Source organism: Staphylococcus sp. FW104-15G4D (genome assembly GCF_058790135.1).
Genome location: NZ_JBYTCH010000002.1, coordinates 624,615 through 639,436, shown reverse-complemented (window position 1 = coordinate 639,436; position 14,822 = coordinate 624,615). Strand labels below are relative to the sequence as shown.

The 14,822-nt window shown below is 34.4% G+C and carries 15 protein-coding genes; 11 read left to right on the top strand and 4 right to left on the bottom strand.

The annotated features are described in order from the left end of the window. The first annotated feature begins 36 nt into the window (after positions 1-36). From AC3WQX_RS09365 to AC3WQX_RS09345, 5 genes are read left to right on the top strand one after another with little or no spacing between them, the layout of a single operon-like run. A complete protein-coding gene (locus AC3WQX_RS09365; RefSeq protein WP_023350899.1) occupies positions 37-1,224 on the top strand; it encodes a betaine/proline/choline family ABC transporter ATP-binding protein in 1,188 nt (395 codons plus the stop codon). Next, on the top strand, positions 1,221-1,856 hold the full coding sequence (locus AC3WQX_RS09360) for an ABC transporter permease (protein WP_023350900.1): 636 nt from the start codon (positions 1,221-1,223) through the stop codon (positions 1,854-1,856). Before AC3WQX_RS09365 ends, AC3WQX_RS09360 begins: the two co-directional genes overlap by 4 nt. Positions 1,857-1,874: 18 nt before the next feature. Beyond that, positions 1,875-2,837, top strand: a complete 963-nt coding sequence (locus AC3WQX_RS09355; RefSeq protein ID WP_023350901.1) for an osmoprotectant ABC transporter substrate-binding protein — start codon at positions 1,875-1,877, stop codon at positions 2,835-2,837. After that, positions 2,827-3,474, top strand: a complete 648-nt coding sequence (locus AC3WQX_RS09350; protein ID WP_002454286.1) for an ABC transporter permease — start codon at positions 2,827-2,829, stop codon at positions 3,472-3,474. The genes AC3WQX_RS09355 and AC3WQX_RS09350 overlap by 11 nt, the downstream gene beginning before the upstream one ends. A gap of 21 nt (positions 3,475-3,495) precedes the next feature. Further along, a complete protein-coding gene (locus tag AC3WQX_RS09345) occupies positions 3,496-4,257 on the top strand; it encodes an alpha/beta hydrolase (RefSeq protein ID WP_023350903.1) in 762 nt (253 codons plus the stop codon). A gap of 241 nt (positions 4,258-4,498) precedes the next feature. On the opposite strand, the gene AC3WQX_RS09340 is transcribed toward AC3WQX_RS09345, so the two are convergent. Then, entirely contained in the window at positions 4,499-5,536 is a 1,038-nt protein-coding gene (locus tag AC3WQX_RS09340; protein ID WP_002454284.1) for a PTS sugar transporter subunit IIC, read from the bottom strand. Positions 5,537-5,830: 294 nt separating this feature from the next. Here AC3WQX_RS09340 and brnQ point away from each other — a divergent pair, with 294 nt between their 5' ends. Then, complete coding sequence (gene brnQ, locus AC3WQX_RS09335; RefSeq protein WP_049326426.1) at positions 5,831-7,189, top strand: branched-chain amino acid transport system II carrier protein; 1,359 nt, start codon at positions 5,831-5,833, stop codon at positions 7,187-7,189. Between the two features lie 121 nt (positions 7,190-7,310). Here the strand turns inward: brnQ and AC3WQX_RS09330 are convergent, their stop codons facing one another. From AC3WQX_RS09330 to argF, 3 genes are all read right to left on the bottom strand, one after another. Continuing rightward, positions 7,311-8,876, bottom strand: a complete 1,566-nt coding sequence (locus AC3WQX_RS09330) for a YfcC family protein (RefSeq protein ID WP_002454282.1) — start codon at positions 8,874-8,876, stop codon at positions 7,311-7,313. Between the two features lie 201 nt (positions 8,877-9,077). Continuing rightward, entirely contained in the window at positions 9,078-10,010 is a 933-nt protein-coding gene (arcC, locus tag AC3WQX_RS09325; protein ID WP_030063354.1) for a carbamate kinase, read from the bottom strand. Between the two features lie 21 nt (positions 10,011-10,031). Beyond that, complete coding sequence (argF, locus tag AC3WQX_RS09320; protein ID WP_002469853.1) at positions 10,032-11,033, bottom strand: ornithine carbamoyltransferase; 1,002 nt, start codon at positions 11,031-11,033, stop codon at positions 10,032-10,034. A 457-nt stretch (positions 11,034-11,490) separates the two neighbouring features. Between argF and AC3WQX_RS09315 the strand changes: the two genes are divergently transcribed. The 5 genes from AC3WQX_RS09315 (at position 11,491) to AC3WQX_RS09295 (ending at position 14,802) form a co-directional block, all read left to right on the top strand. Continuing rightward, positions 11,491-11,715: a hypothetical protein gene (locus AC3WQX_RS09315; RefSeq protein ID WP_002435040.1), complete on the top strand. Its 225-nt coding sequence runs from the start codon at positions 11,491-11,493 to the stop codon at positions 11,713-11,715. Between the two features lie 23 nt (positions 11,716-11,738). After that, complete coding sequence (locus AC3WQX_RS09310; protein ID WP_030063359.1) at positions 11,739-12,404, top strand: MBL fold metallo-hydrolase; 666 nt, start codon at positions 11,739-11,741, stop codon at positions 12,402-12,404. Positions 12,405-12,525: 121 nt separating this feature from the next. Further along, complete coding sequence (locus AC3WQX_RS09305) at positions 12,526-13,725, top strand: MFS transporter (RefSeq protein ID WP_037550723.1); 1,200 nt, start codon at positions 12,526-12,528, stop codon at positions 13,723-13,725. A gap of 116 nt (positions 13,726-13,841) precedes the next feature. Further along, complete coding sequence (locus tag AC3WQX_RS09300; protein WP_002434957.1) at positions 13,842-14,252, top strand: MerR family transcriptional regulator; 411 nt, start codon at positions 13,842-13,844, stop codon at positions 14,250-14,252. Then, on the top strand, positions 14,245-14,802 hold the full coding sequence (locus AC3WQX_RS09295; protein ID WP_030063535.1) for an NAD(P)H-dependent oxidoreductase: 558 nt from the start codon (positions 14,245-14,247) through the stop codon (positions 14,800-14,802). Before AC3WQX_RS09300 ends, AC3WQX_RS09295 begins: the two co-directional genes overlap by 8 nt. The last annotated feature ends 20 nt before the right edge of the window (positions 14,803-14,822 follow it).

Genomic DNA, 14,822 nt, shown 5'->3' with positions numbered 1-14,822 from the left:
GCAAAATCATTAAAATAAACAGAAAGGAATGGACGTATGTTAAGTATTAAAAACTTATCAAAAGTCTATGCAGGTAAAAAAAGAGCTGTAGACAACATGAATATCGATATTGAAGAAGGAGATTTCGTTGCGTTTATAGGTACAAGCGGTAGTGGTAAGACAACGGCATTAAGAATGATTAACCGCATGATTGAATCAACAGAAGGTGAAATTACTATCAATGGCAAGAACATTCGTCAGATGAACGCAGTGGAATTACGTCGCAGTATTGGTTATGTCATTCAACAAATTGGACTCATGCCACATATGACTGTCAAAGACAATATTGTATTGGTACCCAAATTATTAAAATGGTCGCAAGAGAAAAAAGATCAAAAAGCGAAAGAACTAATTCGTTTAGTAGACTTACCTGAAGATTACTTAAATCGCTATCCTTCAGAATTATCAGGCGGACAACAACAACGTATCGGTGTAGTTAGAGCACTTGCTGCCGAACAGGATATCATTTTGATGGATGAGCCTTTCGGAGCACTTGATCCTATTACAAGAGATACATTACAAGATTTAGTAAAGAAACTTCAGAAACAGTTAGGTAAAACCTTTATATTTGTCACACATGATATGGATGAAGCGATTAAGCTTGCTGACAAAATTTGTATTATGTCTGAAGGTAAAGTCATTCAATATGATACACCTGATAACATCTTACGTCAGCCAGCGAATGATTTCGTCCGTGATTTCATAGGACAGAACCGTCTTATTCAAGATAGACCCAATATTCGTACAGTCGAAGATGCCATGATTAAACCAATTACTGTTCATGTGGATCGTTCTTTAGATGAGGCAGTTAATATCATGAGACAACGTCGTGTTGATACGATATTTGTTGTAGGTAATGATGAGCATCTATTGGGTTACTTAGATATTGAAGATATTAATCAAGGTCTACGTAAGAAAAATGAATTAATAGACACAATGCAAAGAGATATTTATAGCGTTCGAATTGATAGTAAGTTGCAAGATTCTGTTCGTACAATTTTAAAACGAAATGTAAGAAATGTTCCTGTAGTTAGTGATGACAATAAGACACTTGTAGGTTTAGTAACAAGAGCGAATCTTGTTGATATTGTCTATGACAGCATTTGGGGAGAAGACGGTAACGTGAGTTCCCAGGAGAATGATGGAATCATTGAACCTCATACATCAGGGGTTGATGAACGATGATTAAATACTTAACCGACAATGCAAGTGCACTATTTGAGAAAACGCTAGAGCATCTTTATATTTCAGTATTTGCTTTGTTAATAGCAATTATTATAGCTATTCCTTTAGGTATTTTACTGTCTAAAACTGATAAACTCTCGAAAATTTCGTTAACAATTGCTGGTATATTACAAACGATTCCAACTTTAGCAATCTTGGCACTTATGATTCCTTTATTTGGTGTCGGTAAAACACCAGCAATTATAGCTTTATTTCTATATGTTTTACTACCGATATTAAATAATACGATTATTGGCGTTCAAAATATCGATAGTAATGTTAAAGAAGCGGGACGTAGTATGGGGATGACAGGTATTCAACTAATGAAAGATGTTCAATTACCACTTGCATTACCAATGATATTGAGTGGTATTCGTTTATCTTCAGTATATGTAATTAGTTGGGCAACACTTGCAAGTTATGTTGGTGCTGGAGGACTAGGTGACTTTATTTTTAATGGTTTAAACTTATTTGAACCAGCGATGATTATAACTGCAACAATTCTCGTTACATTATTGGCACTTATCGTAGACTTCTGTTTATCAATGATTGAGAAATGGTTGGTCCCTAAAGGTTTAAGAATTACCGGATAATTAGAGAAGGAGGACACTATGAACAAGTATAAAAAGTATATAGTAGTTTTAGTATTATGTTTAACCGTGTTATCTGGATGTAATTTACCCGGTTTGAAAAATAGTAATTCAGATGACGACGTTAAAATTACAAGTTTAGGTACTAGTGAATCACAAATTATTTCACATATGATGAGATTACTTATTGAACATGACACACATGGTAAAATCAAACCTACTTTAATTAATAATTTAGGATCTAGCGTCATACAACATAATGCAGTGGCAAGTGGTCAAGCAAATATGTCAGGTACTCGTTATACCGGTACAGATTTAACAGGTGCACTTAATGAAAAGCCAATTAAAGATCCTAAAAAAGCAATGAAAGCTACACAAAAAGGCTTTGAAGAGAAATATCATCAAAAGTTCTTTAATTCATATGGGTTTGCTAATTCGTATTCTCTTATAGTGACAAAAGAGACAGCTAAAAAATACCATTTAAACACGGTCTCAGATTTGAAAAAACATGCCAAAGATCTACGTGTAGGTATGGACAGCTCTTGGAAAGATAGAAAAGGAGATGGCTACCCTGCATTCAAGAAGGAGTATGGCTTCGACTTTGGTACAGTAAGACCAATGCAAATTGGTTTAGTTTATGATGCATTGAATTCAGGAAAATTGGACGTTGCGGTGGGGTACTCAACAGATGGACGTATCGCAGCTTATGACTTAAAGGTATTAAAAGACGACAAAAAATTCTTCCCTCCATACGATGCAAGTCCACTCGCAACTGATCAACTATTGAAAGAACACCCAGAACTAAAACCGATATTAAAGAAAATGGAAGGCAAAATTTCAACTAAACAAATGCAAAAATTAAACTATCAAGCTGATGGTAAAGGTGAAGAGCCCGCTACAGTAGCTGAAAAATTCTTAAAGAAACATAATTATTTTGAAGATGATAATTCTAAGAAGAAAGGTGGTCAAAATAATGAAAGGTAATTTACTTCAACAGTTGGGACATTATTATCAAACGAACTTTGGCTACCTTTGGGAATTATTTGTTAATCACTTACTTATGTCAGTTTATGGTGTGATATTTGCTTCAATTGTTGGTATACCACTTGGAATACTTATTGCGCGTTTCGGTAAATTATCAACGCCAATAATGACACTTGCTAATATTATTCAAACGGTACCAGTAATCGCGATGTTAGCCATCTTAATGTTAAGTATGGGACTCGGTATGAATACAGTTATATTTACTGTGTTTTTATACGCACTTTTACCTATTATCAAGAATACTTATACCGGCATAAATGGTGTAGACGCGAACATTAAAGATGCTGGTAAAGGAATGGGAATGACACGTAATCAGGTACTTCGAATGATAGAATTGCCATTATCATTGTCTGTAATCATAGGTGGTATACGCATTGCACTTGTGGTTGCTATTGGTGTAGTGGCTATTGGTTCATTTATTGGTGCGCCTACATTAGGTGATATAGTTATTCGTGGTACAAACGCAACTGATGGTACATTATATATTCTTGCTGGTGCAATTCCGATTGTAATTATTGTCGTACTTATTGATGTAATTTTACGTTTGCTTGAGAAGAAGTTGGACCCTGCAAATTAATATTTCGGGAGGAACAAGATTATGGCACTTTTACAACTTAATTATTTATCTAAAACGATTGGAGCACACCATTCTCTAAATGTGATACTTCCAGAAGATGAGAGCTTTTTTGATACAAATCGAGAAGCCAAACCTTTAAAATCTATGCTAGTGCTACATGGACTATCAAGCGACGCCAACTCTTATATTAGATATACAAGTATTGAGCGATATGCAAATGATCATCAACTTGCAATTATCATGCCTAATGCAGATCATAGTTTCTATACTAATATGGTTTATGGCCATAGTTATTACGACTATATTTTGGAAGTGCATGACTATGTCCATCAAATTCTACCATTATCTAAGAAGAGAGAAGATAATTTTATAGCTGGTCATTCAATGGGAGGCTACGGTACGTCTAAATATGCTTTAACACAAAGCCAACGATTCTCTAAAGCAGCAATGTTATCTGCTGCATTCAATGTTTCATTACTTAGAGAGTATGAGTATTATGACTTTTGTCCAGAAGCCATTGTTGGTGAAAATGAGGACATCAAAGGTACACCTTTCGATCCTTATTACTTAGTTGATAAAGCTGTTACTAATAATGTAGACTTACCTGAATTATTAATCATGTGTGGCACTGAAGATGCATTATATCAAGATAACTTAGACTTTATTAGATATTTAAATGAAAAGGGTGTGAACTACCACTTTGAGAAAAGTTCAGGTGATCATGATTATGCCTATTGGGATAAGGCAATTAAACAAGTCATCGAGACCTTTACACGTGGATAGTACGTTTAGTGTGAAAAGTTAGATTGTAATCTTTAATGAAGAAAGTTCTAAGACATTTCAAAGTGAAGTGATCTTAGAGCTTTTATTATGAGAGTAATTATTCAATATTGAAGTGACCTGAAATGTTTAGTTTAGTATTTTAAATAGTTTACTTATATATCTATGTAATTTGCATAATAAAATAAAAAACATCTACCTTGGTTGCGTTAAAATCTCACAACGGGTAGATGTTTCTTATATATTACGACTGACTTTTACCTTTATTCCATGGCATTGGGATATGTAAGTGTAATAAGTCGAACTTTTTAATTAATGAGCCAATAATAGATGCTAAGATCAATCCAGTTACTGCAACTGCAGCAATCGTGATAATTGATTTAATTGGACTATTGAATCCGAATAGTACAATTGCACCTGCCATAGGTGTTGCCATACCAGTGACACCTATTTTTAATCCGCTGAATGCGATGATACAAGCGTTCACCATACCGATAATTGCATTCGTTCCGTATAAGACGGGAGCGTATTTTACGATTAAATCAATTTGTGTCAATGGTTCGATAAATACTGCAAATCGATTTGGTTTGTCGCCAATTTTTAGGATATTAAATAACGTAAAGTTAACAAATGATGCGCCAGTACATACAATTGCGCCAATTGCCATTGGTAAACCTGTTAGTCCTAAAATACTTGCAAGTACCATTGAACTTAATGGTGTCATACTTGTAACTGGGATGATGAGTCCTAAGATAATAGCTAAGGCATATGGACTGCTATCACCAACTGAGTTTACAGCTTTCGCAATTTGATTTAATACTGCAGTTACGCTAGGATTAATCAATGATGCTAAACCGTATACGAGCGCTGGAGCTATAAATATAACGACGATTAAGTCTAAGCCTTCTGGAACTTTCTTTTCAATAAATTTAATCACAAATGCTGTGAGGTATGCTGCGATAAATGCAGGTAGTAAGCTAAAGTCCTTTAATACTAACCCTACGATAACTGAGAATACAGGTGAAACACCTAAATTAATACATGCAAGGATACCAACTGCAATCCCGCCAAGACTTCCTGCAAGGTCACCAATCTCCTGTAGGAATTTAATATGGAAAATGCCTCCAATAGCGTAACTTAAGAAAGCCTGTGGTAGAAATGTTGCACAAGCAGCCCCTGACAGTGCTTGTAGACCTTCCTTACCATAAGGTGCAAACTTTAAGAACAATGTCATAATGATTAAAACTACGACTAATGTTCCTACTCCTAATAATATATTCATTTTTCTGACCCCTTTAGTATAAATCTAAATATGTTTCCCAAAACATTTCATAATTGTAACACAGTTAATAGAATTAAAATTAAATTACATTTAAGTATTAATACGAATTTAATATTTTTGAAAATTCGAAAGTGCAACAATAATGTAAAATTAGTTGTGCAGCATTTTAGAAAAATAAAAATTAACAGTATCTCAGGGAGAAAGATGTCATACTTTTTTCTGAAAATTGGCATTAATTTATAGAGAATTTCATGTATAATGGCTAATAACATAGACATAGGAGATATACATATTATGATGAAAAACAAACTCACGATTAAAGAAAATATTTTTATTGGATCGATGTTATTTGGCTTATTCTTTGGTGCCGGTAACTTAATCTTCCCAATTCATTTAGGGCAGACTGCCGGCGCTCATGTGTTTACTGCTAATTTAGGATTTTTAATCACAGCGATAGGATTACCATTTCTAGGTATTATTGCCATTGGTGTGTCTAAAACGAACGGGATTTTCGAAATTTCCTCAAGAGTAAGTAAAATATATGCGTATTTATTTACGATTGGTTTATATCTTGTGATTGGGCCATTTTTCGCATTACCAAGGTTAGCGACAACGTCATATGAAATTGCATTCTCGCCTTTTATTTCGCCAGTCCAAGCTAAATTTGTGCTACCAATATTTAGTATTTTATTCTTCTTGGTTGCATGGTTCTTTGCTAGAAAGCCTTCAAAAATTTTAGATTATATAGGTAAATTCTTAAATCCTGTATTTTTAGTTTTACTTGGTATTGTAGTGTTACTTGCGTTTATTCATCCTATGGGAGGCGTGAGTCATGCGCCAGTGAGTGCGCAGTATAAAGAAGGTGCTCTACTTAAAGGATTTATTGATGGTTACAATACTTTAGACGCTTTAGCATCTCTAGCATTCGGTATTATTATCGTTACAACAATTAAGAAACTAGGAGTCACTCATCCTAACACAATAGCTAAAGAGACATTTAAGTCAGGTACGATTAGTATCGTAGGTATGGGACTTATTTATAGCTTGCTAGCCATTATGGGTACGATGAGTTTAGGTAATTTTAAAGTTAGTGAAAATGGAGGCATCGCACTCGCACAAATCGCTCAACATTATCTAGGTGACTACGGTATCATAGTGCTTTCACTTATTATTGTTGTGGCATGTTTGAAAACAGCTATTGGTTTAATTACAGCATTTTCAGAAACATTTACTGAGCTCTTTCCTAAACAGAAATACATTATGTTCGCGACAGTAGTCAGTGTATTAGCATGTATATTTGCGAATGTTGGTTTAACCAAGATTATTATGTATTCAACACCAGTACTGATGTTTATCTATCCACTCGCAATTACATTAATTCTGCTGACTTTAGCAAGTCCATTATTCAATCATTCTAAAATTGTGTATCGATTTACAACATTCTTTACAATGATTGCTGCATTTATCGATGGCGTAAAAGCGAGTCCTGAATTCTTCGTGAAGACAAGTTTCGCTCGTTTTATTATTTCTTTAGGTGAAAAGTATTTACCATTCTTTACGATAGGAATGGGTTGGATTATTCCAGCATTGATTGGGTTCATTATCGGATTGATAGTGTTTAAAGTTCGAGGAAGTAAGCAACCACAATCATAATAAAGTTAATTAAATTGAAAAGCTATGTTCATCACACGAATGAAAGATGAACATAGCTTTTTTTCTACCATAATACAATATGGTGCTATTATGGAACTTCATTTTCCGAAATGAAATCTTTCTAAGAATAAATTAATACTTGTGCGATGAGTAGACCTCCACCGAAGACAAGCACGAAAGCGACCACAGGCCAGACGAACTTCAACCAATGGGAGTAGCGCATGTTAAGCATCTGCAAGGTTGCCATGACGAGCCCTGTTGGTGCAAGGAATAACATCGCATATTGTCCAAATTGATAAGTGGTAACAATAACGAATCTAGGTATGCCAACTGTATCGGCAAGTGGTGCGAATATTGGCATAGATAGTACGGCTAAACCAGATGATGACGGTACGATAAAACCTAGGAAGAAGAAAATGACTAATAGTACGATAATAAATAATGGGCCACTCATATGTTGCACGATGGAAGATGAGAAGTGCAAAATCGTGTCTGAGATTAACCCTTTATTTAACACTAAGTTGATACCGCGTGCTAGACCGATGATGAGTGACACTCCGACAAGACTTGATGCGCCATTAACAAATGCATCTACAGTACCTTTCTCTCCTAGACCATATCTGCCCATGCCTGCAATAAACATAATAATAATAGTAAATATTAGGAATGCAGATGCCATAACTGGGAACCACCAGCCTTGAGTCATAACGCCCCATACCATGATAGGGAAGGGTATAACGAACAAGGTGAGGATGATTTTCTTACGTAATGTAAATTCTGATGAACTGTTTTGATCCATCACTGACCATTGTTTCTCAAATTCAGCTTTGTCTTCATATGCGTATGACGCTTTAGGTTCTTGCTTAATTTTTTTGCAATACCAATAGAGATAACAAACAACGAATATCGTTCCGACGACACATGCACCTATTCTCCAGTACAACCCGTCTGTAAATGTGGTTCCTGCTGCGTTAGACGCGATGACTACTGAGAAAGGATTAATCGTTGAAAATGTACTACCAATAGAACTTGCTAAAAAGATGGCTCCCACAGACACGATGGAGTCATATCCTAGTGCGATGAAAATGGGAACGAGTACAGGATAAAAGGCGACAGCTTCTTCCTCGATGCCACAAAGCGTACCTCCAAGAACCATTAAAATAGCGACGAAAGCAATTAACATGAATTCATGACCTTTGGTCTTTTGAGTTAAAGCAAGTAAACCGGATTCGAACGAACCACTTGCCTGGACTACGCCGATAAGTCCACCTAATACAAGTATGAATACCATAATATCTACAGCTTCTATGGTACCTTTAACCATACTACTCGTTATTTGATCGAGCCCTGCAGGATGTTGTTTTAAACGCTCGTACGTATTTGGAATTGAAACAGGTTTATTAATCGCGCCAGATTTAAATTGTTCAATTTTAATTTTTACGCCCATCTTATCAAGCTCTTTTTGAGTTCCTGGGACTTTTTTAACATGATGATGTGGATTGACGATTTTTAATTCCTGTGAAGCGGGTTCGTACGATAATTTTGAATAGGCTCCTGCAGGAATAAGCCATGTTGCTATTACAGCAACAACAGTTAATAAGAATAGAATCATAAATGCCCCGGGCATCCGCAACTTGAATCGCTTTTTCTTTTTATCTGGTTTGATAGCATCTTCCAATTGAGTCATCTCCTTTATAATCTAATAACCGAGAATCATGAAGATTATGTTTATTTATCAAGAATAATTGATTAAACTTTCATTAAATAAGTGCACCCTGTTTCATTTGGGGAGTGGAGGGATGCAGGGTGCACCATTTTGTCAGTATTCATCATGAAAATTGCATATATAATAGTTAAATGATGTTAGTTTCTAGTACAACTTAAGATATTATTTTTTGATAAGTGTACCAATTTTACCTTCAAGTGCGTTGTCTAATTGATCTAGTGAAGTAATTAAAACGCTACCTTTAGGATTATTCTTAATAAATGAAATGGCCGATTCTATTTTGGGAAGCATGCTACCTTTAGCAAATTGATCCTCTTTAATATAAGCTTCCAATTCTTCAGGTGTTACCGTTTTGAGGGCTTTTTGATTGTCAGTGTTATAGTTAACGTAAACATAGTCAATAGCTGTCAAAATAATTAATTGATCACAGTTAATATCTGCGCCAAGGAGAGCACTTGTTTTGTCCTTGTCTATGACCGCATCAACGCCTTTAAAGCTATCGTGTTGTTCACGAATGACTGGTACGCCACCGCCTCCTGCTGCAATAACAAGTGTGCCATTCTCGATTAAAGTTTTGATACTTTCTAATTCAACAATGGACTTAGGTTGAGGTGAAGGGACCACACGTCTGTAGCCACGACCGGCGTCTTCAATGAAGCTATAATGTTTTTCTTTTTCAATACGTTCAGCAGTCTCTTTATCATAAAAGAGACCAATGGGTTTTGTAGGATGACTAAAGGCTTTATCATCTGGATCAACTTCAACTTGCGTCACTAGTGTAACCACTTGTTTGTCTATGCCCAACACATGTAATTCATTTTGCAAACTTTCTTGGAGTTGATAGCCTATATACGCTTGACTCATTGCACCACATTCTGCGAAAGGGAAGGCAGGACCTTGATCATGTTCAGCCGCGTAGTTTAATCCTAAATTGATGCTACCGACTTGAGGACCATTACCATGACTAATAACAATTTCATGCCCTTTAGTTATGAGTCCGACGAGTGATTTAGCAGTGTTTTTTACTAATTCGAGTTGTTCTTTTGGCGATTGACCTAACGCATTACCGCCTAATGCTACAACAATTTTTGCCACTTGAATAACCTCCTGTCTGTCTTAGAATTCACCTAAAGTAGCAACCATAACTGCTTTTATTGTGTGCATTCTATTTTCAGCTTCTTGGAATACTACAGACGCTTTACTTTCAAATACCTCATCTGTAACTTCCATTTCACTTATGCCGTATTGTTCATAAATCTGTTTGCCGATTTTAGTGTCAGTATTGTGGAATGAAGGTAGACAATGTTCAAAAATCACATTTGGATTGCCTGTTTTATCCATTAATTCTTTGTTTACACGGTATGGTTCTAATAATTTAAGACGCTCTTGCCATACCTCGTCCGGTTCACCCATAGATACCCATACATCTGTATAGATAACGTCAGAGTCTTTAACCCCTTTATCGATATCATCTGTAATAAGGATGTTGCCTCCATTCTCATCGGCGATACGTTTGCAACGGTTAAGTAATTCATCAGTAGGATTTAATTCTTGCGGACAAACAAGGTGGAAATTCATGCCCATGATAGCAGCGCCTTGCATTAATGCGTTTGCAACATTATTACGGCCATCACCGACATAAGTGAAGTTGATTTCGGAGTAGTCTTTCTTCAATACTTCTTTAGCAGTTAAGAAATCTGCAAGGACTTGCGTTGGGTGGTCTTCATCAGTTAAGCCATTCCATACTGGCACTCCTGAAAATTCAGCCAACGTTTCAACTGTACGTTGTGAGAAGCCTCGGTACTCAATACCATCGTACATGCCTCCTAGAACTCTTGCGGTATCTTTAGCAGTTTCTTTTTTACCCATTTGAGAGCCTGTAGGGCCTAAATACGTAACATTAGCTCCTTGATCATGAGCTGCGACTTCAAATGAACAACGTGTTCTTGTAGAGTCTTTTTCAAAAAGAAGAGCAATATTTTTATTTTTAAGCATAGGTTTTTCATTACCTATGTATTTGGCATGTTTCAAATCTTCAGCAAGATTTAATAGAAACTCCACCTCTTTCTGTGAAAAATCTAATAAAGTAAGAAAACTTCTGTTGCGTAAATTTTGCATTCTTTACAACTCCTTAAATTTGATTTCAAGGTCATTGTAAGCGTTAACTAATTAATATCAATAAAATTAAAAAGTTGTCATTTTTTATTAATAAATAATTGAAAAGTTTTTTAAAATTTTATGTAATTTATGAAAAATTTGAATAAAAGGAGTATGTTTGTGGTATATCTGTTTTTAGATTGACGAATTTTTAAAGAATATCATAATTATTTAAATATGATTTTCTTAATTTTAAAAAGTAAAAAAATCGTAGATAATAACATGAATTGTTAGCTTTTAAGTCATTAAAATTTAAGATAGACGTCAGTCTATTTAATAAGATTGTGACGCAAAATATTAATAAACTTTTAAAAACGTTTGGCACGTTTGGTTTTCTAGAAAAAGGGCATATGACACTATTGATAGAAAAAATACTTTAGAAAGATTCGGGCATATTAAATTTGAGGGGGAATTTCTCATGAAGATTTATAGGTTAGATTATCAACATCATAAAGATATTGTAGATGACAATGTGTTAACTGTATTTGTAGCGGCTAAAAATAAGAGTGAAGTAGAGGCATTTGCTAAAAAGTTAAGTTATTCTATTGAAACAATTACTAAATTAACGCATAAAGAATTTGAGGAACAAAAAGCTGAAATCGAGCATTATAAACTTGAACATGCTGATCAATATTTAGATTAAATTGTTTATGGGGGAGAAACGTTATGGCTAATAAGCAATTCGAAACATTAACGGAAATCGCAAATGGTTTATATGTAACACCTACATCAGAATTGCCATTTGATAAACGTTTCCGTTTTAAATCATTTTTACTTCAACGTTCAGAAGGTAATGTAATGATTTATCATTCTGGTAGAATTGATGAGGCTGCAAAGGATATACAAGAATTAGGTGGCGTTGATAAAGTATTAATGAATCATCAACATGAATCGTTAGGTGGAGAGACAAATTTTGATGCACCTTACTATATTCACGAAGATGATAAACAGGACGTTACCGATACCCTTCAAGTTACTGGTACATTTAAAGAACGGCAACATTTACATGAAGATTTAGAGGTGATACCTGTCCCTGGACACACACCTGGAACGACATTATATTTGTGGGATAATGGCGAGCATCGCTATTTATTCACTGGTGACTTCTTATGCTACGAAGGTGATGAATGGCGAACTGTAATACTTCCTTCAAGTGACAGAGAGGCTTCGATTAAGAGTCTTGAATTGATTCGGGATCTGGACTTTGACGCACTTGTACCATGGGTGTCAATTGAAGGTGATTCACCTGTGTTCTTTGTTGAAGATGACGAGGATAAAAAACAACGTGTACAAAAAATTATCGACCGTGTAAGTGACGGGGAAAATACTTAAAACATGATAGTAAATTGAAAGGTATATCTGGCTGAATGTTGGATGTACCTTTTTAAAATTAAAAATTTATAATGTTTCATTTCACTGCGATAGAGATATACAAATGTTGAGGTGAAGCAACTTGCAAAATTCTAAACATCAAAATCATAAAGTAAACTGGGGATTAATCAGTGCAGCCTATGCATTTCTTATTGTGATGATGGGGACGACATTACCTACACCACTCTATCCAATTTATAGTAAAGTATATGATTTATCACCATTAATGATTACAATCATTTACGCTGTCTATGCTGCTGGTGTGATTGGAGGATTACTCGTATTTGGTCAATTGTCAGACCGCATAGGACGCCGTTATGTACTTATTCCAGGAGTGATTTTATCTGCAATCAGTGCGCTAGTGTTCTTATTTGCTACCAATGTAGGTTTATTACTTGCTGGACGAGTGATTTCCGGACTGTCAGCGGGACTTTTTACAAGTACAGCAACGACAACGATTGTTAATTTAGCTGCTGATGATAAAAAGGGCAGAGCCTCTACAATTGCAAGTAACGTGAATATGCTTGGTTTAGGCTTTGGTCCATTGCTATGTGGCATACTCGCACAATATCTTCCATATGCGATGCGTTTAATCTTTATCGTTGATTTTATTCTTATCATTCCGGCATTTATTGGAATATGGTTTATGCCAGAGCCTGTTAAGAATAAACAAAAATTTAAAATTGAAGTTCAAAAGTTGAGTGTACCGTCAGACATTCGCTCTACATTTATTTATGCTGTTATTCCTGTATTCGTAGGATTTTCAATGCTTGGTTTATTTACTGCGATTTCACCAAACTTTTTAGGAGACATATTGAACATTACAAATAAAGCAGTCATAGGTGTCATGGTATTCTTGATATTCTGTGCATCTACGCTAGGCCAATTATTGTTTAAAAGTAAATCTGATTATCACATATTGATGTTAGGTAGTGGCACATTAATTGTAGGCGTAATATTAGTAGGTTTATCTATTCAATTTGAATCATTCTTAATTTTATTTATTGGAGCTATCATTTCTGGATTTGGACAAGCATTCAGTTTCCGAGCTGGATTGTCCACAGTGAATGCCGTAGCACCTGAAGACAAACAAGCCGAAATTACATCCACTTTCTTTACCATTGCCTATATAGCTATTTCAATACCAGTTGTAGGTGTAGGGTTATTAGAACTAGGATTAGGCATCAAACTTGCAGGTATTGTGTTTAGTATCATAATCGTGATACTTGCGATACTTTCTTTAATTCTTCTACTAGCTAATAAGAAAAAATCAAATTCTTAAAGTAATTAGAATGGAAATCTCTATTTATTTAAGTAGAGATTTCCATTTTTATTTTTGACATTAAAGTATGGTTTAATGATAAGTTTCAAGTATCAAATTGGTAGGGGGGACTAAAAATGAAAATTAGTGAAGTTTCATCTATGTTGAAAATACCAAAGTCCATGATTAGATACTATGAAGAAAAAGAAATAATTAATATTCCTAGAGATGAAAATAATTATAGATATTTTGATGAGGAAACTATATCGTACTTGAAACTAATTATTGATTTAAAGCGATTGAATTTACAATTAAAAGATATAGCATATGTAATAAATCTTTTTAAAAAACCTGTTTCTAAGGACTGTAATAACAAAACGCTGAATTACCTAGATGATCTTATAAAACAAATCAAAATAGATATTAATCGTCAAAACACAATTTTAAATCGATTGGAATCAGTTAAAGATTTATCAAAAGATATGAATTATGAAAAAAATAAGAGTTTGATTTTAAATAAACTTTCAGGGGTGGAAGAAATTGATTAGTCTAATATATGGTGGAAATCAAAAAGGTGTTGGCTTTGATATCTATAATAAGTTAAAAGAGGAGCTTTGTAATAAAAAATTAGAAATTTTCAATTTACAGGAGATGGTTGGCGACATTCCTATTTTATCCGAAGGCTATAATTCAGAAATAAGCGAAGCTCAGTTTCGAAATACTGAAATAATAGATAATAGTAATATGTTGATTTTTATTTACCCTATCTATTGGTTGAATGTGCCTATGCTATTGAAAGGTTTTATTGATAGTACCTTTTGGCCTAATAAAGCATTTAGTTTTAATAATAAACAATACTTTAAAAGAGGATTATGGAAAGATAAAGATGCAATAGTTATATATACTATTGGAGGTTCAGAGTGGTTTCATAAGTTTAAAGGACATCTAGGTTATAAAGTTATTAAATATCCATTAAATCTCGTTGGAATTTACAATATTAAAAGATTTTATATAGATAATTTAAATAAATCGAATGCTCAAAGTATAAGTAATAAAGTTGAAAAAATCGTAAATCAAGTAACGAAGTTAGTTGATTAAAATTATTTTTCTTAGTAATA